This is a genomic window from Mycobacterium paraense, assembly GCF_002101815.1.
In the GTDB taxonomy this organism is placed as follows: Bacteria; Actinomycetota; Actinomycetes; order Mycobacteriales; family Mycobacteriaceae; genus Mycobacterium; species Mycobacterium paraense.
Genome location: NZ_LQPM01000005.1, coordinates 29,996 through 56,597, shown reverse-complemented (window position 1 = coordinate 56,597; position 26,602 = coordinate 29,996). Strand labels below are relative to the sequence as shown.

23 protein-coding genes are annotated in these 26,602 nt (G+C 70.1%); 11 read left to right on the top strand and 12 right to left on the bottom strand.

Annotated elements, in window-relative coordinates; genetic code table 11:
• Positions 1–2: 2 nt before the first annotated feature.
• Genes AWB89_RS03000 through secG form a run of 3 tightly spaced genes read left to right on the top strand, consistent with a single transcriptional unit; the run spans position 3 to position 2,299 of the window.
• Positions 3–1,253, top strand: a complete 1,251-nt coding sequence (locus AWB89_RS03000; protein WP_085171484.1) for a phosphoglycerate kinase — start codon at positions 3–5, stop codon at positions 1,251–1,253.
• Positions 1,250–2,035: a triose-phosphate isomerase gene (gene tpiA / locus AWB89_RS02995; protein WP_085093995.1), complete on the top strand. Its 786-nt coding sequence runs from the start codon at positions 1,250–1,252 to the stop codon at positions 2,033–2,035. The genes AWB89_RS03000 and tpiA overlap by 4 nt, the downstream gene beginning before the upstream one ends.
• Positions 2,036–2,065: 30 nt before the next feature.
• A complete protein-coding gene (gene secG / locus AWB89_RS02990; RefSeq protein ID WP_085093993.1) occupies positions 2,066–2,299 on the top strand; it encodes a preprotein translocase subunit SecG in 234 nt (77 codons plus the stop codon).
• Here secG and AWB89_RS02985 read toward each other — a convergent pair.
• Positions 2,286–4,316 (bottom strand): APC family permease, encoded by a 2,031-nt coding sequence (locus AWB89_RS02985; RefSeq protein WP_085093991.1) that lies wholly within the window; start codon positions 4,314–4,316, stop codon positions 2,286–2,288. The genes secG and AWB89_RS02985 overlap by 14 nt on opposite strands.
• Before the next feature lie 138 nt (positions 4,317–4,454).
• Here AWB89_RS02985 and ppc point away from each other — a divergent pair, with 138 nt between their 5' ends.
• Positions 4,455–7,265, top strand: a complete 2,811-nt coding sequence (gene ppc, locus AWB89_RS02980) for a phosphoenolpyruvate carboxylase (protein ID WP_085171483.1) — start codon at positions 4,455–4,457, stop codon at positions 7,263–7,265.
• A gap of 16 nt (positions 7,266–7,281) precedes the next feature.
• Positions 7,282–8,073, top strand: a complete 792-nt coding sequence (locus AWB89_RS02975; protein ID WP_085171482.1) for a DUF1206 domain-containing protein — start codon at positions 7,282–7,284, stop codon at positions 8,071–8,073.
• Positions 8,074–8,075: 2 nt separating this feature from the next.
• Here AWB89_RS02975 and AWB89_RS02970 read toward each other — a convergent pair whose 3' ends face one another.
• Genes AWB89_RS02970 through tkt form a run of 6 tightly spaced genes read right to left on the bottom strand, consistent with a single transcriptional unit; the run spans position 8,076 to position 14,965 of the window.
• Entirely contained in the window at positions 8,076–8,465 is a 390-nt protein-coding gene (locus AWB89_RS02970; protein ID WP_085093977.1) for an ATPase, read from the bottom strand.
• 15 nt (positions 8,466–8,480) lie between these two features.
• Complete coding sequence (pgl, locus tag AWB89_RS02965) at positions 8,481–9,218, bottom strand: 6-phosphogluconolactonase (RefSeq protein ID WP_085171481.1); 738 nt, start codon at positions 9,216–9,218, stop codon at positions 8,481–8,483.
• Positions 9,215–10,126, bottom strand: coding sequence for a glucose-6-phosphate dehydrogenase assembly protein OpcA (gene opcA / locus AWB89_RS02960; protein ID WP_085093973.1), 912 nt, complete (start codon positions 10,124–10,126; stop codon positions 9,215–9,217). The genes pgl and opcA overlap by 4 nt, the downstream gene beginning before the upstream one ends.
• Positions 10,127–10,175: 49 nt before the next feature.
• Entirely contained in the window at positions 10,176–11,741 is a 1,566-nt protein-coding gene (zwf, locus tag AWB89_RS02955; RefSeq protein ID WP_085171480.1) for a glucose-6-phosphate dehydrogenase, read from the bottom strand.
• Positions 11,738–12,859, bottom strand: coding sequence for a transaldolase (tal, locus tag AWB89_RS02950; RefSeq protein ID WP_085093969.1), 1,122 nt, complete (start codon positions 12,857–12,859; stop codon positions 11,738–11,740). Before tal ends, zwf begins: the two co-directional genes overlap by 4 nt.
• A gap of 15 nt (positions 12,860–12,874) precedes the next feature.
• Positions 12,875–14,965 carry a transketolase gene (tkt, locus tag AWB89_RS02945; RefSeq protein ID WP_085093967.1) on the bottom strand — a complete coding sequence of 697 codons (2,091 nt, stop codon included), beginning with the start codon at positions 14,963–14,965 and terminating at the stop codon, positions 12,875–12,877.
• A 256-nt stretch (positions 14,966–15,221) separates the two neighbouring features.
• Here tkt and AWB89_RS02940 point away from each other — a divergent pair, with 256 nt between their 5' ends.
• Positions 15,222–16,151, top strand: a complete 930-nt coding sequence (locus tag AWB89_RS02940) for a heme o synthase (RefSeq protein ID WP_085093965.1) — start codon at positions 15,222–15,224, stop codon at positions 16,149–16,151.
• 185 nt (positions 16,152–16,336) lie between these two features.
• On the opposite strand, the gene AWB89_RS02935 is transcribed toward AWB89_RS02940, so the two are convergent.
• The gene (locus tag AWB89_RS02935; protein WP_085171479.1) at positions 16,337–17,311 is read right to left on the bottom strand and encodes a quinone oxidoreductase family protein; all 975 of its coding nucleotides are present in this window, start codon (positions 17,309–17,311) and stop codon (positions 16,337–16,339) included.
• A gap of 19 nt (positions 17,312–17,330) precedes the next feature.
• Here AWB89_RS02935 and AWB89_RS02930 point away from each other — a divergent pair, with 19 nt between their 5' ends.
• Entirely contained in the window at positions 17,331–17,975 is a 645-nt protein-coding gene (locus AWB89_RS02930; RefSeq protein WP_085171478.1) for a hypothetical protein, read from the top strand.
• On the opposite strand, the gene AWB89_RS02925 is transcribed toward AWB89_RS02930, so the two are convergent.
• The 4 genes from AWB89_RS02925 to mptB form a co-directional block, all read right to left on the bottom strand.
• Positions 17,925–18,860 (bottom strand): COX15/CtaA family protein, encoded by a 936-nt coding sequence (locus AWB89_RS02925; RefSeq protein WP_085171582.1) that lies wholly within the window; start codon positions 18,858–18,860, stop codon positions 17,925–17,927. The genes AWB89_RS02930 and AWB89_RS02925 overlap by 51 nt on opposite strands.
• 63 nt (positions 18,861–18,923) lie before the next feature.
• Positions 18,924–19,634: an ABC transporter permease gene (locus tag AWB89_RS02920; RefSeq protein ID WP_241519262.1), complete on the bottom strand. Its 711-nt coding sequence runs from the start codon at positions 19,632–19,634 to the stop codon at positions 18,924–18,926.
• Positions 19,635–19,711: 77 nt separating this feature from the next.
• Positions 19,712–20,665, bottom strand: a complete 954-nt coding sequence (locus tag AWB89_RS02915; protein WP_139830490.1) for an ABC transporter ATP-binding protein — start codon at positions 20,663–20,665, stop codon at positions 19,712–19,714.
• Positions 20,662–22,362 carry a polyprenol phosphomannose-dependent alpha 1,6 mannosyltransferase MptB gene (mptB, locus tag AWB89_RS02910; RefSeq protein ID WP_085093957.1) on the bottom strand — a complete coding sequence of 567 codons (1,701 nt, stop codon included), beginning with the start codon at positions 22,360–22,362 and terminating at the stop codon, positions 20,662–20,664. The genes AWB89_RS02915 and mptB overlap by 4 nt, the downstream gene beginning before the upstream one ends.
• Before the next feature lie 70 nt (positions 22,363–22,432).
• Here mptB and AWB89_RS02905 point away from each other — a divergent pair, with 70 nt between their 5' ends.
• Genes AWB89_RS02905 through sufC form a run of 4 tightly spaced genes read left to right on the top strand, consistent with a single transcriptional unit; the run spans position 22,433 to position 26,602 of the window.
• On the top strand, positions 22,433–23,224 hold the full coding sequence (locus AWB89_RS02905) for a helix-turn-helix transcriptional regulator (RefSeq protein ID WP_085171477.1): 792 nt from the start codon (positions 22,433–22,435) through the stop codon (positions 23,222–23,224).
• Positions 23,221–24,669 carry a Fe-S cluster assembly protein SufB gene (sufB, locus tag AWB89_RS02900; RefSeq protein WP_085171476.1) on the top strand — a complete coding sequence of 483 codons (1,449 nt, stop codon included), beginning with the start codon at positions 23,221–23,223 and terminating at the stop codon, positions 24,667–24,669. The genes AWB89_RS02905 and sufB overlap by 4 nt, the downstream gene beginning before the upstream one ends.
• The gene (sufD, locus tag AWB89_RS02895) at positions 24,669–25,823 is read left to right on the top strand and encodes a Fe-S cluster assembly protein SufD (RefSeq protein ID WP_085171475.1); all 1,155 of its coding nucleotides are present in this window, start codon (positions 24,669–24,671) and stop codon (positions 25,821–25,823) included. The genes sufB and sufD overlap by 1 nt, the downstream gene beginning before the upstream one ends.
• Positions 25,820–26,602 (top strand): Fe-S cluster assembly ATPase SufC, encoded by a 783-nt coding sequence (gene sufC / locus AWB89_RS02890; protein WP_085171474.1) that lies wholly within the window; start codon positions 25,820–25,822, stop codon positions 26,600–26,602. The genes sufD and sufC overlap by 4 nt, the downstream gene beginning before the upstream one ends.

Genomic DNA, 26,602 nt, shown 5'->3' with positions numbered 1-26,602 from the left:
CCGTGTCCGTCCCGACACTGGAAGACCTTCTCGCGGAAGGGGTTTCGGGTCGAGGCGTGCTGGTGCGCTCCGACCTGAACGTGCCGCTCGACGACGGCGGCGCCATCACCGACCCCGGCCGCATCACAGCGTCCGTGCCGACCCTGCGGGCGCTGCTCGAGGCCGGCGCCAAGGTCGTCGTCACCGCGCACCTCGGCCGCCCCAAGAACGGGGCCGACCCGAAGTTGTCGCTGGCGCCGGTCGCCGCGGCGCTCGGCGACCAGCTCGGCCGGCACGTCCAGCTGGCTGGCTCCAATCAATCCCAAGTCGTCGGCGGCGACGCGCTGGCCCGCGCCGAGGGGCTGACCGACGGCGACATCCTGCTGCTGGAGAACATCCGCTTCGATCCGCGGGAAACCAGCAAGGACGACGGCGAGCGGCTGGCCCTGGCCCGGCAACTGGCCGAATTGGTCGGGTTGACGGGCGCTTTCGTCTCCGACGGCTTCGGCGTGGTGCACCGCAAGCAGGCCTCCGTGTACGACGTCGCCACCCTGCTGCCGCACTACGCCGGCACGCTGGTGGCCGAGGAGATCCGGGTGCTGGAGCAGTTGACCAGCTCGACCACCCGCCCCTACGCCGTGGTGCTCGGCGGGTCGAAGGTGTCCGACAAGCTCGGGGTCATCGAGTCGCTGGCGACCAAGGCCGACAGCATCGTGATCGGCGGCGGCATGTGCTTCACTTTCCTGGCCGCGCAGGGCCTTTCGGTCGGCACGTCGCTGCTGGAAAGCGAGATGGTCGACACCTGCCGCCGGCTGTGCGAGACCTACGCCGACGTGCTGCACCTTCCGGTGGACATCGTGGTGGCCGAGAAGTTCGCCGCCGATTCGCCGCCGGAAACCGTGGCGGCGGACCGGATTCCGGCGGACAAGATGGGCCTGGACATCGGGCCGGAGTCGGTCCGGCGGTTCGCCACGCTGCTGTCCAACGCCCAGACCATCTTCTGGAACGGCCCGATGGGCGTGTTCGAGTTCCCGGCGTTCGCCGCCGGCACCAAGGGCGTCGCCGAGGCGATCGCCGAAGCGACGGGCAAGGGCGCGTTCAGCGTGGTCGGCGGCGGGGACTCCGCGGCCGCGGTGCGCGCGCTGGGCATCCCCGAGGGTGACTTCTCGCACATCTCGACCGGCGGGGGCGCGTCGCTGGAGTACCTGGAGGGCAAGACGCTGCCGGGCATCGAGGTGCTGGGCCGGCCGCAACCGACTGGAGGAGACGCGTGAGCCGCACGCCACTGATCGCCGGCAACTGGAAGATGAACCTCAACCATTTCGAGGCGATCGCGCTGGTGCAAAAGGTCGCGTTCGCGCTGCCGGACAAGTACTACGACAAGGTCGACGTCACGGTCATCCCGCCGTTCACCGACCTGCGCAGCGTGCAGACCCTCGTCGACGGCGACAAGCTGCGGCTGACGTACGGGGCCCAGGACCTGTCCCCGCACGATGCCGGCGCCTACACCGGTGACATCAGCGGCGCCTTCTTGGCCAAGCTCGGCTGCACCTTCGTCGTGGTGGGGCACTCCGAGCGGCGCACCTACCACAACGAGGACGACGCGCTGGTCGCCGCCAAGGCCGCCGCGGCGCTCAAGCACGAGCTCACCCCCATCGTGTGCATCGGCGAGCACCTGGACGTCCGCGAGGCGGGCAATCACGTCCCCCACTGCGAGGAGCAGCTGCGCGGCTCGCTGGCGGGCCTGTCGGCCGAACAGATCGCCAAGGTCGTCGTCGCCTACGAGCCGGTCTGGGCGATCGGCACCGGGCGGGTGGCCAGCGCGACCGACGCCCAGGAGGTGTGCGCGGCCATCCGCGCGCAGCTGGGCGAGCTGGCGTCGCCGCAGGTCGCCGACACCGTGCGGGTCCTGTACGGCGGGTCGGTGAACGCCAAGAACATCGGCGACATCGTCGCGCAGAACGACATCGACGGGGCCCTGGTCGGCGGCGCGTCGCTGGACGGCGAGCAGTTCGCCACGCTGGCGGCCATCGCGGCCGGCGGGCCGCTCCCGTGACGCCGCGGCCGCACCGGTAGGCTTTAGCGCATGCAGTTGGCCCTACAGATCACGCTGGTCGTCACCAGCATCCTGGTGGTGCTGCTGGTGCTGCTGCACCGCGCCAAGGGCGGCGGCCTCTCGACCCTGTTCGGCGGCGGCGTGCAGTCGAGCCTGTCCGGGTCGACGGTGGTGGAGAAGAACCTCGACCGCCTGACGCTGTTCATCGTGGGCATCTGGCTGGTGTGCATCATCGGCATGGAATTGCTCATCAAGTACCGCTAGCCCCCGCGCGCGCCTCGCTGGACGCGGCGCGGTCGATCCCGCTGCGGACGTCGCCGGCGCGATATTCGACGCGGGTCAGGTCCCGGCGCTCGGACGAACGCAGTTGCCACGGCACGCTGGTGACCATGACGCCCGGCTCGAACAGCAGGCGCCCCTTGAGCCGCCACGAGCTCTGGTTGTGCAGCAGGTTCTCCCACCAGCGGCCGACGACGTATTCGGGGATGTACACGTTGATGACGTCGCGGGACGGGCCGTTGCGCAGCCGCTTGATGTAGTCGATCACGGGCCGGGTGATCTCGCGGTAGGGCGATTCGATGACCTTCAGCGGCACGTCGACGCTCAGGTTTCGCCAATCCGCGACCAACGCCGTGGTGTCGACGTCGTCGACCTTGACGGTCAACGCGGTCAGCGTGTCCGGATTGGTCGCCCGGGCGAACATGACCGCGCGCAACGTCGGCTTGTGCCAACTCGAGACCAGCACGATCGCGTGCACCCGGCTCGGCCGGACCTGCTCGTCCTCGTCCTCGATGCGCAGCTCGGAGCCCACGGCCGCGTAATGCCGCCGGATGCCCTGCATCACGAGGCACAGCATCGGGATCGCGATCACCACCAGGTAGGCGCCGTGGGTGAACTTAGTCACCATCACCACCACCAGCACGACGCCGGTCAGGCAGGCGCCGAACGCGTTGATGGCCCGCGCGCGGTGGATCCGCAGCCGTTGCGCACGGGCGTCCGCGTCGCGCAGTGCCCGATTCCAGTGCCACACCATGCCCGTCTGGCACAACGTGAAGGAGGTGAACACGCCCAGGATGTAGAGCTGGATCAGCCGGGTCGTCGAGCCGTCGAACGCGTAAATCAGGCCGCCGGCGATCGCGGCGAGCAGCAGGATGCCGTTGGAAAAGGCGAGCCGGTCACCGCGGGTATGCAGTTGCCGCGGCAGGTAGCGATCCTGCGCGAGGATCGACCCCAGGAGCGGAAACCCGTTGTAGGCGGTGTTGGCGGCCAGGATCAGGATCAGCGCCGTCGCCGCCTGCAGGTAATAGAACATCACGCTGTTGTTGCCGAACACCGCGGCCGAAATCTGGGCGATCACCGTGCGCTGCGGGTCCCGGTTGCAGTCGCCGGCGAAGCCGACGAGATCGCAGGTGTTCTCCACGACCCGCGTGTGCGCGATCAGGGCCAGCGCGGTCACGCCGACGAACATCGTGATCGCCAGCCCGCCCATCCACGACATCGTGCGTGCGGCGTTGAGCGCCTTGGGTTTCTGGAACGCCGGCACCCCGTTGGAGATCGCCTCCACGCCCGTGAGCGCGGTGCATCCGGACGAAAACGCGCGCAGCGCCAGCAAGGCGATCGCCAGCAGGTTGAGCCCGGACTGCTCGGCGTGGATGCCGTAGTGCGCGCTCTCGGCCTGCGGCGCGTCGCCGAGAACGGTGCGAACCAGGCCGATGGCGATCATCAGCAGCACGCCGGCGATGAAGGCGTAGGTCGGCACGGCGAACGCCCGTCCGGACTCGCGCACTCCGCGCAGGTTCATCGCGGTCAGCACCAGGATGAAACCGATGTTGACCGCCACCCGGTACGGATTCAGTTCGGGCACAGCGGAAATGATGTTGTCCACGCCCGCCGCGACGGACACCGCCACCGTCATGACGTAGTCCACCAGCAGCGCGGCGGCCACCACCAGCCCGGCGCGCGGCCCCAGGTTCCGGGAGGCGACCTCGTACGAGCCGCCGCCGCTGGGGTAGGCCTGCACAACCTGCCGGTAGGACAACACCACGACGCCGAGCAGCAGCACCACCGCGGCGGCGATCCACGGCGTCAAATACAAATAGCTCAGCGCGCCGAGGGTCAGGATCAACAGGATCTCTTGTGTTGCATACGCCACCGAGGACAGCGGGTCGCTCGCGAAGATCGCCAACGCGATCCGCTTGGGCAACAGCGTGTGGTGCAGCCGATCGCTGCGAAACGGTCGGCCCACAATCAGGCGCTTGACCAGCGAAGTCGGTGACGACACGGTAGGAGCGTAGTGGCGAATCCGCGCACGCGTCCGCCGCCGGCCGTAGAGATTCCGTAAAAACTCGGCCGCCGGCCCGCCCGGCGCCGCCGCCCCCTCGGCGGGCGGCCGGCGCGCCGCGCACCGATACTGGGACGCATGGCTGACGCGTCCGACACCGCGCTGGAACCGATCGGTGCCGTCCAGCGCACCCGGGTCGGCCGGGAGGCGACCGAACCGATGCGCGCCGACATCAGGCTGCTCGGCACCATCCTCGGCGACACCGTGCGGGAGCAGAACGGTGCGGAGGTGTTCGAGCTGGTGGAGCGCGCGCGGGTGGCATCCTTCCGGGTGCGGCGCTCCGAGATCGACCGGGCCGAGATGTCCCGCATGTTCGACGGCATCGACATCCACCTGGCCATCCCGATCATCCGGGCGTTCAGCCACTTCGCGCTGCTGGCCAATGTCGCCGAGGACATCCACCGGGAGCGCCGGCGCAAGATCCACGTCGCCGCCGGCGAGGCGCCGCAGGACAGCAGCCTGGCCGCGACGTACGCGAAACTCGATCGGGCCGAGCTGGATTCGGGCACGGTGGCCGCCGCGCTGGCGGGTGCCCTGGTGTCGCCGGTGATCACCGCGCATCCCACCGAGACCCGCCGGCGCACCGTGTTCGTCACCCAGCACCGGATCACCGAGTTGATGCGGCTGCACGCCGCCGGGCACACCGAGACCGATCACGGCCGCGACATCGAGCTCGAGTTGCGCCGCCAGGTCCTCACGCTGTGGCAGACCGCGCTGATCCGGCTGTCGCGGCTGCAGATCACCGACGAGATCGAGGTCGGCCTGCGCTACTACCCGGCCGCGCTGTTCACGGTGATCCCACAGGTCAACGCCGAGGTGCGCGGGGCGTTGCGGGCCCGCTGGCCCGACACCGACCTGCTCGCGGCGCCGATCCTGCAGCCGGGCTCCTGGATCGGCGGCGACCGCGACGGGAACCCGAACGTGACCGCCGACGTCGTGCGGCTGGCGACCGGCAGCGCGGCGTTCACCGCGCTGGCGCACTACCTGGCCGAGCTGACCGATCTCGAGCAGGAGCTGTCGATGTCGGCGCGCCTGATCGCGGTCACCGCCGAGTTGGCCGCGCTGGCCGAGGGCTGCGGCGAGAAGGCCCGCGCCGACGAGCCCTACCGGCGGGCCCTGCGGGTGATCCGGGGCCGGCTCACCGCGACGGCCGCCCAGATCCTGGACCGCCGGCCGCAGCACGAGCTCGACCTGGGATTGGAGCCGTATTCCGCCCCCGACGAACTGCGGGCCGACCTGGATGTGATCGACGCCTCGCTGCGCACGCACGGCGCCGGGCTGTTGGCCGACGACCGGCTGGCCCGGTTGCGAGAAAGCGTGCACGTCTTCGGGTTTCACCTGTCCGGCCTGGACATGCGGCAGAACTCCGACGTGCACGAGGAGGTGGTCGCCGAGCTGCTGGCCTGGGCCGGCGTGCACCCGGACTACGGCTCGCTGGGGGAGGCCGAGCGCGTCGAGCTGCTGGCCGCCGAGCTGGCCACCCGCCGCCCGCTGGTCGGCGACCGCGCCGACCAGCTCTCGGACCTGGCCCGCGGCGAGCTGGGCGTCGTCGCGGCGGCCGCCCGCGCGGTGGAGCTCTACGGCCCGGCGGCGGTGCCCAACTACGTCATCTCGATGTGCCAGTCGGTGTCGGACGTCCTGGAGGCCGCGATCCTGCTCAAGGAGGCCGGCCTGCTGGACGCCTCCGGGTCGGAAACCTATTGCCCCGTGGGCATTTCGCCGCTTTTCGAGACGATCGACGATTTGCACAACGGTGCGTCGATCCTCCAGGCGATGCTGGACCTGCCCATCTACCGGGCGCTCGTCGCCGCGCGCGGCGACTCGCAGGAAGTGATGCTGGGCTACTCGGACTCCAACAAGGACGGCGGCTACCTGGCCGCCAACTGGGCCGTCTACCGGGCCGAGCTGACCCTCGTCGAGGTGGCGCGCAAAACCGGTGTCCGGTTGCGGCTCTTCCACGGTCGCGGCGGCACGGTCGGCCGCGGCGGCGGCCCCAGCTACCAGGCGATCCTGGCCCAGCCGCCGGGGGCGGTGAACGGCTCGCTGCGCCTCACCGAGCAGGGCGAGGTGATCGCCGCCAAGTACGCCGAGCCGCAGACGGCCCGGCGCAACCTGGAGAGCCTGGTGGCCGCGACGCTGGAGTCGACGCTGCTGGACGTGGAGGGCCTGGGCGACGCCGCGGAACCCGCCTACGCGGTGCTGGACGAGGTGGCGGCCCTGGCCCACCGGGCCTACGCCGAATTGGTCCACGACACACCGGGTTTCGTCGACTACTTCAAGGCCTCCACCCCGGTCAGCGAGATCGGGTCGCTGAACATCGGCAGCCGCCCGACGTCGCGCAAGCCCACCGAATCCATCTCCGACCTGCGCGCCATCCCGTGGGTGCTGGCCTGGACCCAGTCGCGCGTGATGCTGCCGGGCTGGTACGGCACCGGGTCGGCGTTCGAACAGTGGATCGCGGCCGGCCCGGAAAGCGAAGGCGAGCGGGTCAAGATCCTGCACGAGTTGTACGAGCGGTGGCCGTTCTTCCGCAGCGTGCTGTCGAACATGGCGCAGGTGCTCGCCAAGAGCGACCTGGGCCTGGCGGCCCACTATTCGGAGCTGGTGGCCGACGAATCGTTGCGGCACAGGGTGTTCGACAAGATCGTCGACGAGCACCGGCGCACCATCGCCATGCACAAGCTCATCACCGGTCACGACGACCTGCTCGCCGACAACCCGGCGCTGGCCCGTTCGGTGTTCAACCGCTTCCCGTACCTGGAGCCGCTGAACCACCTGCAGGTGGAGTTGCTGCGCCGCTACCGCTCGGGCGACGACGACGAATTGGTGCAGCGCGGCATCCTGCTGACGATGAACGGGCTGGCGAGCGCGTTACGCAACAGCGGCTGACGGGCATCCACGTGCCATGGACGCGGCACAAGTGGCACAAAACGGCCTCTTCGAACGATTCGCCCGCGCCGGCTACGTGGTCAACGGGCTGCTGCACCTGCTCGTCGGCTACCTCGCCTTCCGTGTCGCCTTCGGCGACGGCGGCACCGCCGATCAGACCGGGGCCCTGGCGACGCTGGCGGGTAAGCCGGGCGGCCCGCTCGCGCTGTGGGTCGCCGCCGCCGCCCTGCTGACGATGGGCCTGTGGCGGCTCGTCGAGACGGCGCTCGGCCGGTCCTACGACCGCAAATCGGAGGACGCGTCGTCAAGCATGTGGGACCGGGCGAAGGCCTTCGGGCTGGCGGCCGTCTACCTGGCATTCGCCTACTCGGCGTTCGGGTACGCCCGCGGCGCCGGACGGCCTGCGGATCAACAGAATTCGAGCATCAGCGCCCGCCTGATGCAGACCACCGCCGGGACCGCCGCGCTCATCGCCTGCGGCGTGGCCATCGTCGCCGTCGGCGGCTACCACATCTACAAGGGCGCCAGCCGCACCTTCGTCGGCGACCTCAAGGGCAAGTCGGGGGATCTGGTGCGACGCCTCGGCGCGGCCGGCTACGTCGCGAAGGGCTTGGTGATCGCCGGCACCGGGGCGCTGGTCGTCGTCGCCGCCTGCCGCTCGGAACCGAAGAAGGCGACCGGTCTGGACGGCGCGCTGAAAACCCTGGGGGCCCAGCCGTACGGGGCGGCGTTGCTGGTCGCGGCCGGCGCGGGGATCATCACGTACGGCCTGTACAGCTTCGTGATGGCCCGCTCGACCAAGATGTAGGGCTAGCGGTTGCGCAGCCTGTCCAGCACGCCGCGCACGGCGTGCTCGGTCACCGACAGCGGCGACATCATCGTCTCGCCCACCTTCACCATGTCATCGATCCGGGCGACGATGGCCTCCACCGGTTCGACCAGGACGATCAGCCGCTTGGCCAGGTCGTCGAGGCTGCCCAGCGTGCCGTCCAGGTGGTCCAGGCCGGCCTCCATGCGTTCGACCGTGGCGTTGAGGTTGGACAGCGAACTGTTGAGCTCCCGCATGGTCCTGCTCAGGCCGTCGAGGACGTCCTCGACCTGCTCGACGGTCTTGTCGGCGTTCAGGGCGGCCTGGGTCAGGGTCTTGATCCGGCTTCGCTCGGACCCGCCGCGCACGGTTCTGTCTGCCATGTCGCTCATTATGACTCGCGCCGGTCAGCGGGGAAGCTTGGACGCCGCCTCTTCGTCGAGCAGCCAGAGCGTGGTCTCGAGCCCGACGGCCCCGGCCGCCGGCACCTGGGCCGGCGCGACGCCACCGATGGCGGCCGCCGCCGCCTCGGCCTTGCCCGCCCCGGACACCATCAGCCACACCTCGCGCGACCGCTGGATCGCGGGCAGCGTCAACGTGATTCGCTGCGGCGGCGGCTTGGGGGAGTTCTCCACGGGCAGCACCATGCGGGTGGTCTCATGCACGGCGGGCGTGTCCGGGAACAGCGAGTTGATGTGGCCCTCGGGCCCCATGCCCAACAGGTGGACGTCGAAATTCGGCACCGGCTGGCCGGGTTCGGCGTTGGCGGCCAGCAGCTGCTCGTAGGACAGCGCGGCCGCGGCGAGGTCCGCGCCGAACTCGCCGTCGCTGGCCGGCATCGCGTGCACGTGGCTGGACGGGATGTCGATGTGATCGAGCAGGGCTTCGCGGGCCTGCTTGTCGTTGCGCTCGTCGTCGTCCTCGGGCACGTAGCGCTCGTCGCCCCAGAACAGATGCACCTTGGACCACTCGACCTGTTGACCCCGAAGGTGCTTCAGCAACCCGATGCCGTTGCCGCCGCCGGTCAGCACGATCAGCGCCCGCCCCCGGGCCGCGACGGCCGAGCCGATGGTGTCGACCAGGCGCGCGCCCGCGGCCTCGACCAGGGCGTCGCCATCCGGAAAAACCTCGACTGTGGGACTCATACGTATTGCACTTTCTTGATACCTTCGAGCGCGGCCAAATAGATTTCGTCGGCGTCCAACCGCCGCAGGTCCTCGGCCAGGCATTCACCGGTTTCCCTGCGCGCCAAGGGGACCAGGGCGTCCGGCTTGGCGGTCCGGCTCAGCGTGGCGGTCCGGCCCTCCTGAGGGCGGCTCAGGACGATGGTCTCGGTGCTGCGCGCCAACTCCACCTTGAGGTCGCCGACGGCCCGTCGCACCGGGCCGTCGATCCGGCTGGCCAGCCAGCCGGCCAGGATGTCGAGGGCCGGCTCGGCCTGCAGGCCGGACACCAGCGCCGACTCGATCGGTTCGTGCGGCGGCTGGTCGACGGCGGAGGTCAGCAGCGCCCGCCAGTAGGTGACGCGGGCCCAGCACAGGTCCGTGTCGCCCGGGCTGTATCCGGGCAGCCGGCTCTTGATCGCCGACAACGGGTCGATGCCGTTGGTGGCGTCGGTGATGCGCCGAATCGCCAACTTGCCCAACGGGTCTTGCGCGGGCTCCGCCGGGGCGATGTCGGGCCACCAGGCCACCACCGGGATGTCGGGGAGCAGGAAGGGGATGACCACGCTGGAGGCGTGGCCCGACAGCGGCCCGGACAGCGTCAGGATCACCACCTCGCTGGCGCCGGTGTCCCCGCCCGCGCGCAGTTGCGCGTCCAGGCGGGCCTGGTCGGCGTACGGGTCGCCGCGCATCGTGACGATGATCCGGCTGGGGTGTTCGTGGCTGGCGTCGTTGGCCGCGGCCAGCGATTCCTCCAGCATCTCTTCGCTGTCCGGCGCGATGATCAGCGTCAGCACCCGGCCCATCGTGACGGCGCCGACCTTCTCGCGCAGTTCGCTGAGTTTCTTGTTGACGGCGGTCGTCGTGGTGTCGGGCAGGTCGACGATCATTGGCGCCGCTCCTCCTCACCACTTCGTGCTGCATCGTCGCCGGCGCGGATCATGGCCGCCGCCATTCCCGGCCCGTGCGGCGCAGCATCTCGAAGGCCGAGTCCGGCCCCCAGGTGCCCGCCTCGTACGGGTCGGGCTTGCCATGCGAGGCCCAGTTGTCGAGCACCGGATCGAGTATCTCCCAAGCCAATTCGACCTCCTCGTTCACCGGGAACAGCGAAGGCTCGCCCAGCAGCACGTCGAGGATCAACTGCTCGTAGGCCTCCGGCGATTCCTCGGCGAACGCCGACCCGTAGGAGAAGTCCATGTTGACGTCGCGGACCTCCATCGCGGTGCCCGGCACCTTGGAGCCGAACCGCAGGGTGGTGCCCTCGTCGGGCTGCACGCGGATCACCATGGCGTTGGCGCCCAGCTCGTCGGTCATCGTTGCGTCGAACGGCAGGTGCGGCGCGCGCTTGAAGACCAGGGCGATCTCGGTGACCCTACGGCCCAACCGTTTTCCGGTGCGCAGGTAGAACGGCACGCCGGCCCAGCGGCGGGTGTCGACCTCGAGCGTGATCGCGGCGAACGTCTCGGTGGCGGAGTCCTTCGAGAAGCCTTCCTCGTCGAGCAGCCCGACGACCTTCTCGCCGCCCTGCCAGCCCCCGGTGTATTGGCCGCGGCTGGTGGTCTCGTCGAGCGGTTCGGCGAGCTGCGTCGCCGAGAGCACTTTGATCTTTTCCGTCTGCAGCGCCGAGGGATTGAAGCTGACCGGCTCCTCCATCGCGGTCAGCGCCAGCAGCTGCATGAGGTGGTTCTGGATGACGTCGCGCGCGGCGCCGATGCCGTCGTAGTAGCCGGCCCGGCCGCCCAGCCCGATGTCCTCGGCCATGGTGATCTGCACGTGGTCGACGTAGTGGGCGTTCCAGATCGGATCGAACAACTGGTTGGCGAACCGCAGCGCCAGGATGTTGCGCACGGTTTCCTTGCCCAGGTAGTGGTCGATCCGGAACACCGCCTCCTCCGGAAAGACGGCGTTGACGGTTTTGTTCAGCTCGCGGGCGCTGTCCAGGTCGTGCCCGAACGGCTTCTCGATGACGACCCGGCTCCACCGGTCGCCCTGCGGCCGGGCCAAACCGGACCTGTGCAGCTGCTCGCACACCACCGGGAAAGCATTCGGCGGGATCGCCAGGTAGAACGCGTGATTGCCGCCGGTGCCGCGCTCGGCGTCGAGCTTATCCAGCGTCTCGGCGAGCCGGGCGAACGCGTCGTCGTCGTCGAAAGCCCCTGGGACGAAACGAAACCCCTCGGCCAGCCGCTCCCAGTTCTCCTCGCGGAACGGCGTGCGGCAATGCTCCTTGACGGCCTGGTAGACCACCTTGCGGAAGTCCTGGGTCTGCCAGTCCCGGCGCGCGAAGCCCACCAGCGAGAACGTGGGGGGCAGCAGGCCGCGGTTGGCCAGGTCGTAGATCGCCGGCATGACCTTCTTGCGGGCCAGGTCGCCGGTGACGCCGAAGATCACCATGCCGCACGGGCCGGCGATCCTGGGCAGCCGCTTATCCTGCTTGTCCCGCAACGGGTTTTGCCACTGCACCGACCCGGCGCGGGCGCCCACCTTCGAGCTCGGCGGGCTCATTTGTCGGCGGAGTCGAGCTGCTTCTGCGTTTCCTCCAGCAATTCGGTCCAGGACTCCACGAACTTCTCGACGCCCTCGTTCTCCAGCACGACGAAGACGTCGGTCAGGTCGACCCCGACGGCGGACAGCTTGTCGAACACCTCCTGGGCGGCCGACGCCGTCCCCGAGACCGTGTCGCCCTTGACCTCGCCGTGGTCGGCCACCGCCTCAATCGTCTTCTCCGGCATGGTGTTCACCGTGTTCGGCGCGACCAGCTCGGTGACGTAGAGGGTGTCGGGATAGTCGGGGTTCTTGACGCCGGTGGAGGCCCACAGCGGGCGCTGCACGCGGGCGCCGTCGGACTTGAGCGCCGCGAAGCGCTCACCGCCGGTGAAGACCTCTTCGTAGGCGGCGTAGGCCAGCCGGGCATTGGCCACGCCGGCCTTGCCGCGCAACCCGAGCGCCTCCTCGGAGCCGATCTTCTCCAGCCGCTTGTCGACCTCGGTGTCCACCCGGGAGACGAAGAACGACGCCACCGAGTGGATCTTGGACAGGTCGTGGCCGGCCTCGCGGGCCTTCTCCAGCCCGGCCAGGTAGGCGTCCATCACCTGGCGGTGCCGCTCGACGGAGAAGATCAGCGTGACGTTGACCGAAATCCCTTCCGCCAGAACGGCGGTGATGGCCGGGATGCCGGCCTTGGTCGCCGGGATCTTGATGAACAGGTTCGGCCGGTCGACGATCTTCCACAGCTCGACGGCCTGCGCGGTGGTCTTGTCGGTCTCTGCGGCCAGCCGCGGGTCCACCTCGATGGACACCCGGCCGTCGACCCCGTCGGAGGCCTCCCACTCGCGCGCCAGCACGTCGCACGCGTTGCGCACGTCGTCGGTGGTGACCGTGCGCACGGTGGCGTCGACGTCGGCGCCGCGCTCGGCCAGCTCGGCGATCTGACCGTTGTACGAGTCGCCCTCGGCGAACGCCTTCTGGAAGATCGACGGGTTGGTCGTCACGCCGACAACGCTTCTGGTGTCGATCAGCTCCTGCAGGTTGCCCGACTGCAGCCGCTGGCGCGACAGGTCATCCAGCCAAACGGACACCCCCGCGGCGCTCAGCGCCGCGAGGTTTGGGTTCTGACTGGCCATGTGAATCACCCTCTCTCAGTTGTCGACTACCTGCTCCGCGGCCGCTGCGACGGCTTCGGCGGTGAAGCCGAACTCGCGGAACAAAGTCTTGTAGTCGGCGGATTCGCCGTAGTGCTCGATCGACACGATCCGGCCCGTGTCGCCGACCAGCTTGTGCCAGGGCTGCGCGACGCCGGCCTCGACGGCCACCCGAGCCGACACCGACGGCGGCAGGACGCTGTCCCGGTACTCCTCGGACTGAGACTCGAACCACTCCACGCAGGGCATCGACACCACCCGGGCGACGATGTCCCTGTCCGCCAACAGGTTTCGTGCCTCGACCGCGAGCTGCACCTCGGAGCCGGTGGCGATCAGCACCACGTCGGGCTCGTCACCGCCGTCGTCGCCCAGGACGTAGCCGCCGCGCCCCACGCCCTCGAAGTCGGTGCCTTCCAGCACCGGCACGCCCTGGCGGGTCAGGATCAGGCCGACCGGGCCGCTGCCGTTGCCGCGGGCCAGGATCGTGCGCCACGCGTAGGCGGTCTCGTTGGCGTCGGCCGGCCGCACCACCGACAGGTTGGGGATGGCGCGCAGCGCCGCCAGGTGCTCGATGGGCTGATGCGTCGGGCCGTCCTCGCCCAGCCCGATCGAGTCGTGCGTCCACACGTAGATGGTGTCGATGTCCATCAGCGATGCCAGCCGCACCGCCGGGCGCATGTAGTCGGAGAACTGCAGGAACGTCCCGCCGTAGGCGCGGGTCGGGCCGTGCAGCACGATGCCGGACAGGATGGCGCCCATCGCGTGCTCGCGCACGCCGAAGTGCAGCGTGCGACCGTACCAGTCGGCGGTGTAGTCCTTCGTCGAAATCGACGGGGGCCCAAACGATTTGACGTTGTCCATGGTGGTGTTGTTGCTGCCCGCCAGGTCGGCCGAGCCGCCCCACAACTCCGGCAGCTTCGGCCCCACCGCGTTGAGCACCTTGCCCGACGCCGCGCGGGTGGCCAGCGGCTTGTCTTCCGGTGTCCACACGGGAACGTCCGCGTCCCAGCCCTCGGGCAGCTGCTCGGCGGTGAGCCGGTCCAGCAGCGCCTTGCGCTCGGGCTCGCGCTGGGCCCACGCGTCGAACTCCGCCTGCCACTTCTCGTGCGCTTCCTTGCCCCGGTCCACCAGCTTGCGGGTGTGGGCGATGACCTCGTCGCGCACCTCGAAGTTCTTGTCGGGATCGAATCCCAGGATCTTCTTGACGGCCGCGACCTCCTCGTCGCCGAGGGCCGCGCCGTGCGCCTTCCCGGTGTTCATCAGCTTGGGCGCCGGGTAGCCGATGATGGTGCGCAGCTCGATGAACGACGGCCGGTCGGTGACGGCCTTGGCGTTGGCGATGGCCTCCTCGATGCCGACGACGTTCTCGCCGCCCTCGACGCGCTGCACGTGCCAGCCGTAGGCCTCGTAGCGCGCGGCGGTGTCCTCGCACAGCGCGATGTTGGTGTCGTCCTCGATCGAGATCTGGTTGTGGTCGTAGAAGACGATGAGGTTGCCGAGCTGCTGCACCGCGGCCAGCGACGACGCCTCGGAGGTCACGCCCTCCTCGATGTCCCCGTCGGAGGCGATCACGTAGATGTGGTGGTCGAACGGGCTGGTGCCCGGCTCGGCGTCCGGGTCGAACAGGCCGCGCTCGTAGCGCGACGCCATCGCCATCCCGACCGACGAGGCGAGGCCCTGGCCGAGCGGGCCGGTGGTGATCTCCACGCCCTTGGTGTGCCGGAACTCCGGGTGGCCGGGAGTCTTGGATCCCCAGGTGCGCAGCGATTCGATGTCCGAGAGCTCCAGGCCGAATCCGCCCAGATAGAGCTGGATGTACAGCGTCAGGCTGCTGTGACCGGCCGACAGCACGAACCGGTCGCGACCCAGCCAGTAGGTGTCGCTGGGGTCGTGGCGCATCGTGCGCTGAAACAGCGTGTAGGCCAGCGGAGCCAGGCTCATCGCCGTTCCGGGGTGGCCGTTGCCGACTTTTTGGACCGCGTCGGCGGCGAGCACCCGGATTGTGTCGACCGCCGCCGAATCGATCTCGGTCCAGTCGTCGGGCAGGTGCGGTTCGGTCAGCGTGGAGATCTCTTCGAGTGTGGTCACAGCCTCTGTCCTTGGGTCATCAAGCTGATATTGCTCACCCTAATGCGGGAGTGCCGGCTCTTGCAGTGCAGAGTTTCGGGTACCCAAGGCCGGCCGCTGTGAAAATTACTTGCCGACGGCTCAAGCCCCGCAATCAGTCCGGCAAAGCGGGGAAAATTCACCCGAAGGGACCCTGAGGGCTGGCCGCCGCCCCCACTCGGTCTACCATCGTGCGTAGTAGATGCTGCGCGCTGCTGCGACCCCGAGGAGTTATTGCGTGAGCGTTCGCGGGCGCGTCGCGCCGAGTCGAGAGGCACCGAGCCGGGTACCCGGCACGGTCCTGGCGTACCTGGCGCTCACCAAGCCGCGGGTCATCGAACTGCTGCTCGTCACCGCGATCCCCGCGATGCTGCTCGCCCACCGCGGCAGCGTGAACCCGCTGCTGATCCTCAACACGCTGATCGGCGGGATGCTGGCCGCCGGCGGGGCCAACACGCTGAACTGCGTGGCCGACGCCGACATCGACAAGGTGATGAAGCGCACGGCGCGCAGGCCGCTGGCGCGCGCCGCCGTGCCGCCCCGTAACGCACTGGTATTCGGGCTGGTGCTCACCGCGGCGTCGTTCTTCTGGCTCTGGCGGACGACGAACCTGCTGTCCGGGCTGCTGGCCATGGCGACCGTCGCGTTCTACGTGTTCGTCTACACGCTGTTCCTCAAGCGCCGCACGTCGCAGAACGTGGTGTGGGGCGGGGCCGCCGGCTGCATGCCGGTGATGATCGGCTGGTCGGCCGTCACCGGCACCATCGGCTGGCCGGCGCTGGTGATGTTCGCGATCATCTTCTTCTGGACACCGCCGCACACCTGGGCGCTGGCCATGCGCTACAAGGACGACTACAAGGCGGCCGGCGTCCCGATGCTGCCCGCCGTGGCCACCGAGCGTCAGGTCACCAAGCAGATCCTGATCTACACCTGGCTGACCGTGCTCACGACGCTGGCGCTGGCGCTGGCCACCGGCTGGCTGTACGCCGCGGTCGCGTTGCTGGCCGGGGTGTGGTTCCTGGCCATGGCCCACCAGCTCTACGCGGGCGTGCGCGCCGGCGAGCCGGTCAAGCCGTTGCGACTGTTCCTGCAGTCGAACAACTACCTGGCCGTGGTGTTCTGCGCGCTGGCGCTCGACTCCGTCGTCGCGCTGCCGACGCTGCTCTAGCACCGGTCACAGCCGCCACACCCGTCCCCCCTCGCGGCGGCACCCGTTGTGCCCGCCTCATTGGGGGCACCTCCCGCTTGCGGGGGACGACAACTCGTTTGGGTGGCCTGGTTGTCGCTATGAGGCGGGCACAACGTCGACCCCTTCCGATTTCGGGGCCCCTGTGAAAGGCGTGCCGAAAACCGCTACGGCAGCAGCACGATCGAGCCGGTGGTCTTGCGGCCCTGCAGATCTTGGTGCGCGCGCGCCGCTTCGGCCAGCGGGTAGCGTCCGCCGACCTCGATGGTGATGGCCCCGCCGGCGATCGCCTCGAACAGTTCGCCCGCGCGCCAATGGAATTCGTCGCCGGTGCGGATGAAGTGCGCCAGCGACGGCCGGGTCAAAAACACCGACCCGGCCGCGTTGAGGCGCTGTGGGTCGAACGGCGGAACGGGACCGCTGGCCGCCCCGAACAGCGCCAGGGTGCCGCGCACGGCCAGGCTGGCCAGGCTGGCGTCGAACGTCGTCTTGCCCACGCCGTCGTACACCGCCGCCACCCCGGCGCCGTCGGTCAACTCGCGGATCCGCCCGCCGAATTCGGCGGCGTCGTCGGGGTAGGGGAGCACCTCGTCGGCGCCGGCCTGCCGGGACATCCGCTCCTTCTCCGGCGTGGACACCGTCGTGATCACCCGGACGCCGAGGCTCTTGGCCCACTGCGTCAGGATCAGCCCGACGCCGCCGGCGCCGGCATGCACCAGCACGGTTTCGCCGTCCCGCACCGGATACACCGACTTCAGCAGGTAGTGGGCGGTCAGGCCCTTCAACATCACCGAGGCCGCCACGTCGGCGGTGACGTGATCGGGCACTTTGGCGGTCAAAGATGCGGGCGCAGTGGCGAATTCGGCGTAGCCACCGGACGCGGCCGCGGTGCCCACCCGATCGCCCGCCTGGAAACCGTCGACCCCGTCGCCCGTGGCGACGACGGTGCCGGACGTCTCCTGGCCGAGGATGAACGGCAGCTCCCGCGGGTACTGCCCGGAGCGGAAATACGTGTCGATGTAGTTGACGCCGATCGCCTCGGCCTTGATCAGGACCTCGCCGGGACCGGGCTTGGGGTCGGGGACGTCGACATAGCGCAGGACTTCGGGGCCGCCGGTTTCGCTGATTTCGATTGCGTGCATAGGGATATCATGCCCGTGCATGAAGCTGGCCCGGCCGGACGTCTTCCATCCGCGGATCGTGCTGGCGGGCGAGCCCCCACACCCCGAGGACGCGGGCCTCGTTCCCGCGCTGCGACGGCGCGGGCTGCACGCTCGCTGGCTGCCCTGGCACGACCCGGGGACCGCGAGTGCCGACCTGGTCATCCTGCGCGCCGCCCCGGACGCCGCCCAGCGCGCGGAGTTCCTGACCTGGATCCGCCGGGCGCGCCACCTGCTCAACCCGCCCGACGCCGTCGCCTGGAACCTCGGCGACGGGTACCTGGGCGACCTGAAAAACGACGGGGTGCCGACGGCGCCGGGCCGAACGGCGCAGTCGGCGTTGATCTTTCTGGGGGGCGAGCCGTCGCACGCTTGGCCCGAGCCGGAATTCGAGGCGTGGGATCTCGGTCACGCCGCGATCGCGTCGGCCGCCGCGCGCGCCAGGATCGGCGTCGGCGACCTGCTGTTCGCGCGGGCGGACCTGGCGGGGGACCGGCTGGTGGCGCTCGACCTCGTCGCGCCGTTGCTGGGGTGGTCGCGCCTGGACGTCGACGCCCGCGAGCGTGCCGAGCGCGACTTCGCGCTGGCCGTGGAGTCAGCCTGCGAGCGGCTCGGCCTCGGCCCGTTCTCGCATCGAGGCCCATAGCGCCGCGGTGGCCGCCGTGCACGCCGCCGCGCCGGCGACGTGCACCGCGACGAGCGCGGCGGGCACCCCGGTGAAGTACTGCGCTGTGCCGACCCCCGCCTGCGCGCACACCAGGGCGACCAGCACCCCAAGCCGCAGCCGGATGGCCCGGCCGGCGCCCACCGCCAGCAGCCCGAAGCTCAGCCCGACCAGCAGCGCCAGGTAGGACACCAGCAGCGACGAGTGTGCGTGCACCAGCGTGGTGATCTCGACCTTGAGCCGCGGCACGGTGCGGCTTGGGCTGCGGTCACCGGCGTGCGGGCCGGCGGCGGTGACCAGCGTGCCGGTGACCAGCACGGCCGCCAGGTTCAGCGCGCTCAGCGCCGTCAGCGCACGCAGCGGCCGGGCCACCCGGTCGCGGACCACCGCATCGTCGGGCTCGCCCACCTTGACGTAGAGCAGCACCGACAGCCACACCATCGTCATCGACGTCAGCAGGTGGATGGCCACCGTCCACCACAGCAGCCCGGTGCGCACCGTGATGCCGCCGATCACCGCCTGCACGACCGTCGACACCGGCATCAGCCACGCGTAGACCAGCACCTCGGTGCGCCGGCGCGCCCGGGTGACGGCCAGGACGGCCAGCGCGGCGGCGATCACCACCGCGAAGGTGACCATCCGGTTGCCGAACTCCACGGCCTGGTGGATCCGCGGCACCTCGGCGTGGGCCACCGGCGTGAAGCTGCCCGGGAAGCACTGCGGCCACGTCGGGCACCCCAGGCCCGAGGCGGTGACGCGGACGATCGCGCCCGTGACGGCGATGCCGCCCTGGGTGAGGATGACGAGCGCGGCGACGGCCCGCTGGACGCGCAGGCTGGGGTCGCGGAGCAGGTCCACCAACCGCATCAGCGTTCGTCCGACGGCCACCGCCCGATCGTATCGACCACTACGGCGTGTAGTAGCGCCTGGTCAGGTGAACCGGAACCAGCGCCGCGCGGCCAGCGCCGCCACCGCACCCCAGGCCGCCAGGACGACGACGCCGAACCAGTCCACCGACAGCGCCATCGCCCGCGACAGCGCCTCGGTCAGCGCGCCCGACGGGGTGAGCCGCGCCGCCCACTTCACGCCCGCGGGGATCATCCCGGACTCCAGGGTCAACGCGCCCAGCCCGGCGAACACGAACCACATCAGGTTGGCGACCGCGAGCACGATCTCGGCCCGCAACGTCCCGCCCAGCAGCAGCCCGAGGGCCGCGAAGCCCGCGGTGCCCAGCGCGATCACGGCCGCGCCCAACAGCAACGCCGCCGGAGCCGGCCGCCAGCCGAGCGCAAAACCGATGGCGCCCAACAGGATTGCCTGCATGAACACCACCGTCACCACCGCCAGCGACTTCCCGGCGATGATGCCCCACACCGGCAGCGGGGTGGCGCCGAGCCGTTTCAGCGCGCCGTAGCGGCGATCGAAGGCGACCGCGATCGCCTGCCCGGTGAACGCCGTCGAGATCACCGCCAGCGCCATGATCGGCGGCACGAACGTGGCGGCCCGGTTGTTCCCGAACGAGCCGAACGGCAGCAGCGTCAGCCCGACCAGCAGCGTGATCGGGATGAACATGGTCAGCAGCAGCTGCTCGCCGTTGCGCAGCAGCAGCCTGAGCTCCAGGCCGTACTGCGCGGCGAGCATCCGGGGCACGGCGTTGGGCCGCGGGTCGGGCGCGAAGGTCCCCGCGGGGAAGGCACCCGATTGGGTCTTGTTGTCGCTCAAGGCCGTAACTTCCTGCCGGTGAGGTCGAGGAACACGTCCTCGAGGCTGCGCTGCTCGACGCGCATGTCGGTGGCGAGCACGTCGATCTGCGCGCACCACGCCGTGACGGTCGCCAGCACCTGCGGGTCGACCGGGCCCTCGACCAGGTATTCGCCGGGGGTCACCTCGGTGACCTTGTAGTCCTCGGGCAGCGCGGAGGCCAACAGGGAGAGCTCGAGCCGCGGCGGCGCGCTGAACCGCAGCTGGTCTTTGGCGCCGGCGCGCATCAGCTCGGCCGGCGTGCCCGAGGCCACCGTCACGCCATGGTCGATGATGACCAGCCGATCGGCGAGCTCCTCGGCCTCCTTGAGCTGATGGGTGGTCAGCACCACCGTCACGCCGTCGCGGCGCAGCGCGTCGATCAGCTCCCAGACCAGCAGCCGGGCGTGGGCGTCCATGCCCGCGGTGGGCTCGTCGAGGAACACCAGCTCGGGGCGGCCGACCAGCGCGCACGCCAGCGCCAGCCGTTGCTGCTGGCCGCCGGAGAGCCGCCGATACGTGGTGCGGGCCGCGTCGGTGAGGCCCAGCGTGTCCAGCAGCCACGCCGGGTCCAGGGGGTCGGCGGCGTAGGAGGCCACCAGGCTGAGCATCTCGCCGGCGCGCGCCGCGGGATAGCCGCCGCCGCCCTGCAGCATCACCCCGATGCGGGCGCGCAGCCGCGCGTTGTCGGCGATGGGGTCCAGGCCGAGCACCTCGATCGTGCCGGCGTCCGGGCGCACGAAGCCCTCGCACATCTCGACCGTCGTGGTCTTGCCGGCGCCGTTGGGGCCGAGCAGCGCCAGCACCTCGGCCGCGCGCACCTCCAGATCGAGGTTGGCGACGGCCTCAACGGCGGTCGCGCCGGACCCGTATCGCTTGCTGACCCCGCGCAGCCGCACCACCGTGTCGGGCGTTTCGGGGAGCGGGCTCACGTGGAATCAGCGTAGGCGTCGGGCGCCGCCTCGGAACTGGGGGTCTCGGGCGCCACCGGGGCAGGCGGCGTGACGACCGCCTCGCCGTTCGTTTCCGGGCTCGTCGGCGCGAGCTGGCGCCACGGCAGCCGGGTGTAGGTCACGGCGATGAGCACCGCCACGATGAGGCTGCTGGCCAGCGTGGCGTCCACGATCTGAAACAGCGCGAAGCGGTCACCGTTGGCCGTCGGCCCGAAGATGCCCACGATGAGGGTGATGACGATCGCAGCCACCCGGAAGCCGGTGCGGGTCGCCCAAGCGGCCAGCGGGATGATCGCCCACAGCAGGTACCAGGGCTGCACCACGGGGAACAGCAGCACCGTGATGCCCAGCGCCACGCCCAGGCCGCCGATCGGGTGCAACCGGCCGCGGAACACGGCCACCAACAGCCAGGCCACCATCACCGTGATGATCAGCACGCCGATGGCGCGGGTGAGCCCCAGCACCGCGGTGGTGTGATCGCCCAGACCCAGCAGGATCCCCACCTGGCCGGTCCCGAGCGCCAGCAGCGTCGGCGGCGACATCCAGCTGCGCACCACGTTGGCGGTGCCCAGCGTGTAGATCCAGCCGAACCCGAGCCCGCTGGCCCAGCCGACGAGGGCCATCACCGCCAGCGACAGGGCCGCCATCCCACCACCGGCGAGCAGCAGCGCCCGCACGTTGCCGCCGCAGCGGTAGGCCAGCGCCATCGTGACGAAGCCCAGCGCCAGCAGCGACGGCAGCTTCACCTGCGACGACAGCGTGATCAGGATCGCGCCGGCGAGCAGCATCCCCAGCGGTTCCCAGTCCGGGCCCGGCCGCCACGACGCGGGCAGCAGCCGCGGGGAGTCGATGCCGCGCAGCGCGAACTCGGCGCCGGCCAGCATCAGCCCGAGCATCAGCGCCTCGTTATGCACGCCGGCGACCAGGTGCATGATCAGCAGCGGGTTGGCCGCGCCTAGCCACAGGGCGCTGACCTCGGCGACCCCGCAGCGGCGGGCCAGCCGGGGGGTGGCCCACACGATCAGGCCCACCCCGGCCAGCACCACCACCCGGTGGCACAGCACCGCGGCGACGATGTTCTCCCCGGTCAGCGACGAGATTCCGCGCCCGATCCACAGGAACAAGGGCCCGTAGGGGGCCGGCGTCTCGCGCCACAGCGTCGGGACCGACAGCGTGAACACGTGCCCGAGGCCCAGCCCGGACGCCGGGCCCACCTTGTAGGGGTCGAGGCCCTCCAGCGAGATCTGGCTCTGGGCCAGGTAGGAGTAGACGTCCTTGCTGTACATCGGCGGCGCGATCAGCAGCGGCAGCGTCCACAGCAGCAGCGTGCGGTCCAGGTCGCCGCGCGACATCCGCCTGTTGCCCAGCGCGAACCGGCCGAGCATCAGCCACGCGAGCGCCATCATGACCGCCCCGGTCGTCGTCATGGTCAGCGACACCGTCTGGATGCGCGACGGCAGGTTGAGCAGCCGGACGCCGAAGGTGGGGTCCTGGACGACGGGCCGCGCCCCGGCGCCCAGCGCGCCGATCGCCATCAGGACGGTGCCGGTCGCGCCGAACAGGCGGGTGCGGCGCAGGACGGTGAGCTCGGTATCGTTCAGCGGCGAGCCGACCGCTTGCTCGTCGCCGTGCAAGCTGGCGATCGACGAGCTCAGCGTGTGGTGGCGCGCTGCCATCAGAGCAGCGTAGCCGTCGCCCGTGATGGCACCGACGATGTGACCAGCGCAACGCCCAGACAGGGGACCCTTGGTAGACCGATCCCCGGAATTGCGTCACACTGGTGTTGTGAAAATCCGAACCGGCCTCCCCGAGGCTAGTGAGGCCACCGCCGTCGGCGCGGCGGTCCCGGATGGTCACACCCGGCGCGCCATCGTGCGCCTGCTGCTGGAATCCGGATCGATCACGGCCGTCGAGATCGGCGACCGGCTGGGCCTGGCGCCCGCCGGCGTGCGGCGGCACCTCGACGCGCTGATCGAGGCGGGCGACGCCGAGTCGGTGGCCGCCGAGCCGTGGCAGCAGGTGGGCCGCGGGCGCCCCGCCAAGCGCTTCCGCCTGACGGCGGCCGGCCGGGCCAAGCTCGACCACGCCTACGACGACCTGGCGGCGGCGGCCATGCGGCAACTCCGGGAGATCGGCGGCGAGGACGCGGTCCGCACCTTCGCCCGGCGGCGCATCGACTCGATCCTGGCCGGGGTCGAGGCGGCCGACAGCACCGACGACGCCGCGGTCGAGCAGGCCGCCGAGCGGGTCGCCGGCGCGCTCACCAAGGCCGGCTACGTAGCGACCACGACCCGCGTGGGCGGGCCGATCCACGGGGTGCAGATCTGCCAGCACCACTGCCCGGTGTCACACGTCGCCGAGGAATTCCCCGAGTTGTGCGAGGCCGAGCAGCAGGCGATGGCCGAGGTGCTCGGGACCCACGTGCAGCGGTTGGCGACGATCGTCAACGGAAACTGCGCCTGCACCACCCACGTACCACTGACGCCGGCGCCCAGCCCGCGCCGCGACACGACCAGCCATGAAGGAGCGTCCGTATGACACTCACGCCCGAGGCCAGCAAGACCGCCACCGCGCCGCTGACCCAGGAAGAGGCCATCGCCTCCCTGGGCCGCTACGGCTACGGCTGGGCGGACTCCGACATCGCGGGCGCCAGCGCGCAGCGCGGGCTGTCCGAGGCGGTGGTGCGCGACATCTCGGCCAAGAAGAACGAGCCCGAGTGGATGCTGCAGACCCGGCTCAAGGCGCTGCGCATCTTCGAGCGCAAGCCGATGCCGACGTGGGGCTCCAACCTTGGGGGCATCGACTTCGACAACATCAAGTACTTCGTGCGCTCCACCGAGAAGCAGGCCGCGACGTGGGACGACCTGCCGGAGGACATCCGCAACACCTACGACCGGCTGGGCATCCCGGAGGCCGAGAAGCAGCGCCTGGTGGCCGGCGTCGCGGCCCAGTACGAATCCGAGGTGGTCTACCACCAGATCCGCGAAGACCTTGAGGCGCAGGGGGTTATCTTCCTCGACACCGACACGGGCCTGCGGGAACACCCCGAGATCTTCAAGGAGCACTTCGGCACCGTGATCCCGGCGGGGGACAACAAGTTCTCCGCGCTGAACACCGCGGTGTGGAGCGGCGGCTCGTTCATCTACGTCCCGCCGGGCGTGCACGTCGACATCCCGCTGCAGGCCTACTTCCGGATCAACACCGAGAACATGGGCCAGTTCGAGCGGACCTTGATCATCGCCGACGAGGGCTCGTACGTGCACTACGTCGAGGGCTGCACCGCGCCGATCTACAAGTCGGACTCGCTGCACTCGGCGGTGGTCGAAATCATCGTGAAACCGCATGCGCGCGTTCGCTACACCACCATCCAGAACTGGTCGGGCAACGTGTACAACCTGGTCACCAAGCGGGCCCGCGCCGAGGCCGGCGCCACCATGGAATGGGTGGACGGCAACATCGGCTCGAAGGTGACGATGAAGTACCCGGCGGTGTGGATGACCGGCGAGCACGCCAAGGGCGAGGTGTTGTCGGTGGCGTTCGCCGGCGAGGACCAGCACCAGGACACCGGCGCCAAGATGCTGCACCTGGCGCCCAACACGTCGAGCAACATCGTGTCCAAGTCGGTGGCGCGCGGCGGCGGGCGCACCTCCTACCGCGGCCTGGTACAGGTCAACAAGGGGGCGCACGGCTCCCGCTCGAGCGTCAAATGCGATGCGCTGCTGGTCGATACGATCAGCCGCAGCGACACCTACCCGTACGTCGACATCCGCGAGGACGACGTCACGATGGGTCACGAGGCCACCGTGTCGAAGGTCAGCGAGAACCAGCTGTTCTACCTGATGAGCCGCGGGCTGACCGAGGACGAGGCGATGGCGATGGTGGTGCGCGGCTTCGTCGAACCGATCGCCAAAGAGCTGCCGATGGAATACGCGCTGGAGCTCAACCGGCTGATCGAGCTGCAGATGGAAGGCGCGGTCGGGTAGTGACTGCCGCTCTGAACAAGGGAGAGCTGTTCGCCTCCTTCGACGTTGACGCGTTCGAGGTACCGCACGGTCGCGACGAGCTCTGGCGGTTCACCCCGCTCCGCCGGCTGCGTGGGCTGCACGACGGCTCCGCCAACGCGACCGGCCGCGCCCGGATCGACGTGGCCGAGCAGCCCGGCCTGCGGGTCGAGACGGTCCGCCGCGGCGACGAGCGGCTCGGCCGCGGCGGCGCCCCCGCCGATCGGGTTGCCGCCCAGGCGTTTTCGTCGTTCAACTCGGCGACCCTGATCACCGTCGGCCACGACACGCGGATCGCCGACCCGGTCAGCGTCACCGTCACCGGGCCCGGCGAGGGCGCCGTGGCCTACGGGCACCTGCAGATCCGCGTCGAGGAGCTCGGCGAGGCGGTGGTCGTCATCGACCAGCGCGGCGGCGGAACCTACGCGGACAACGTCGAATTCGTGGTCGACGACGCCGCCCGGCTCACGGTGGTGTGGATCGCCGACTGGGCCGACGACATGGTGCACCTGTCCGCCCACCACGCGCGGCTCGGCAAGGACGCGGTGCTGCGGCACGTCGCGGTCACGCTGGGCGGTGAGATCGTGCGGATGTCGGCCAACGTGCGGTTCTCCGGCACCGGCGGGGACGCCGAGCTGCTGGGCCTGTACTTCGCCGACGACGGCCAGCACCTCGAGTCGCGGCTGTTGGTGGACCACGCACAGCCCGACTGCAAATCGAACGTGCTGTACAAGGGTGCGCTGCAAGGGGATCCGGACTCCGCGCTGCCCGACGCGCACACCGTGTGGGTGGGCGACGTGCTGATCCGCGCGGAAGCCACCGGCACCGACACCTTCGAGGTGAACCGCAACCTCGTCCTCACCGACGGCGCGCGCGCCGACTCGGTGCCCAACCTCGAGATCGAAACCGGCGAGATCGCCGGCGCCGGACACGCCAGCGCCACCGGGCGTTTCGACGACGAGCAGCTGTTTTACCTGCGTTCGCGCGGCATCCCCGAGGAGCAGGCCCGCCGCCTGGTGATCCGCGGGTTCTTCGGGGAGATCATCTCGAAGATCGCGGTGCCCGAAGTGCGCGAGCGCCTGACCGCAGCCATCGAACACGAACTGGCCATCACGGAGAAGACAACAACCTCATGACCACTCTCGAAATCAAGGACCTGCACGTCAGCGTCGACGACCCCAACGCGCCCGAGGGCGAACGGGAAATCCCCATCCTCAAGGGCGTGGACCTGACCGTGAAATCCGGTGAGACGCATGCCCTGATGGGCCCCAACGGCTCCGGCAAGTCGACGCTGTCGTACGCGATCGCCGGGCACCCCAAGTACCGGGTCACGTCGGGCTCGATCACGCTGGACGGCGAGGACGTGCTGGCGATGAGCGTCGACGAGCGCGCGCGGGCCGGGATCTTCCTGGCCATGCAGTATCCCGTCGAGGTGCCCGGGGTGTCGGTGTCGAACTTCCTGCGCTCGGCGGCCACCGCCGTCCGCGGCGAGGCCCCGAAGCTGCGCCACTGGGTCAAGGAGGTCAAGGGGGCGATGACCTCCCTCGAGATCGACCCGGTGTTCGCCGAGCGCAGCGTCAACGAGGGCTTCTCGGGTGGTGAGAAGAAGCGCCACGAGATCCTGCAGCTGGAGCTGCTCAAGCCCAAGATCGCGATCCTGGACGAGACCGACTCCGGCCTGGACGTCGACGCGCTGCGGGTGGTCAGCGAGGGCGTGAACCGCTACGCCGAGTCCGAGCACGGCGGGGTCCTGTTGATCACGCACTACACCCGCATCCTTCGCTACATCCGACCCGAGCACGTGCACGTGTTCGTCGGCGGCCGGATCGCCGAATCCGGTGGACCGGAGCTGGCCGACGAGCTCGAGCAGAACGGATACGTCCGCTTCACGCAAGCGGCGGCAGCAGGGGCCTAG

What these genes read in the sequence shown, in the direction of transcription:
- ppc (WP_085171483.1), top strand. Translation starts at nt 4,455, where the DNA reads ATGGCTGACGCGTCCGACACCGCGCTGGAACCGATCGGTGCCGTCCAG.
- AWB89_RS02975 (WP_085171482.1), top strand. Translation starts at nt 7,282, where the DNA reads ATGGACGCGGCACAAGTGGCACAAAACGGCCTCTTCGAACGATTCGCC.
- zwf (WP_085171480.1), bottom strand. Translation starts at nt 11,741, where the DNA reads ATGAGCCCGCCGAGCTCGAAGGTGGGCGCCCGCGCCGGGTCGGTGCAG.
- secG (WP_085093993.1), top strand. Translation starts at nt 2,066, where the DNA reads ATGCAGTTGGCCCTACAGATCACGCTGGTCGTCACCAGCATCCTGGTG.
- opcA (WP_085093973.1), bottom strand. Translation starts at nt 10,126, where the DNA reads ATGATCGTCGACCTGCCCGACACCACGACGACCGCCGTCAACAAGAAA.
- AWB89_RS02920 (WP_241519262.1), bottom strand. Translation starts at nt 19,634, where the DNA reads ATGCTCGCCGCGCAGTACGGCCTGGAGCTCAGGCTGCTGCTGCGCAAC.
- sufB (WP_085171476.1), top strand. Translation starts at nt 23,221, where the DNA reads ATGACACTCACGCCCGAGGCCAGCAAGACCGCCACCGCGCCGCTGACC.
- mptB (WP_085093957.1), bottom strand. Translation starts at nt 22,362, where the DNA reads ATGGCAGCGCGCCACCACACGCTGAGCTCGTCGATCGCCAGCTTGCAC.
- AWB89_RS02925 (WP_085171582.1), bottom strand. Translation starts at nt 18,860, where the DNA reads ATGCGGTTGGTGGACCTGCTCCGCGACCCCAGCCTGCGCGTCCAGCGG.
- AWB89_RS02930 (WP_085171478.1), top strand. Translation starts at nt 17,331, where the DNA reads ATGAAGCTGGCCCGGCCGGACGTCTTCCATCCGCGGATCGTGCTGGCG.
- tal (WP_085093969.1), bottom strand. Translation starts at nt 12,859, where the DNA reads ATGGCCAGTCAGAACCCAAACCTCGCGGCGCTGAGCGCCGCGGGGGTG.
- pgl (WP_085171481.1), bottom strand. Translation starts at nt 9,218, where the DNA reads ATGAGTCCCACAGTCGAGGTTTTTCCGGATGGCGACGCCCTGGTCGAG.
- AWB89_RS02970 (WP_085093977.1), bottom strand. Translation starts at nt 8,465, where the DNA reads ATGAGCGACATGGCAGACAGAACCGTGCGCGGCGGGTCCGAGCGAAGC.
- AWB89_RS02935 (WP_085171479.1), bottom strand. Translation starts at nt 17,311, where the DNA reads ATGCACGCAATCGAAATCAGCGAAACCGGCGGCCCCGAAGTCCTGCGC.
- sufC (WP_085171474.1), top strand. Translation starts at nt 25,820, where the DNA reads ATGACCACTCTCGAAATCAAGGACCTGCACGTCAGCGTCGACGACCCC.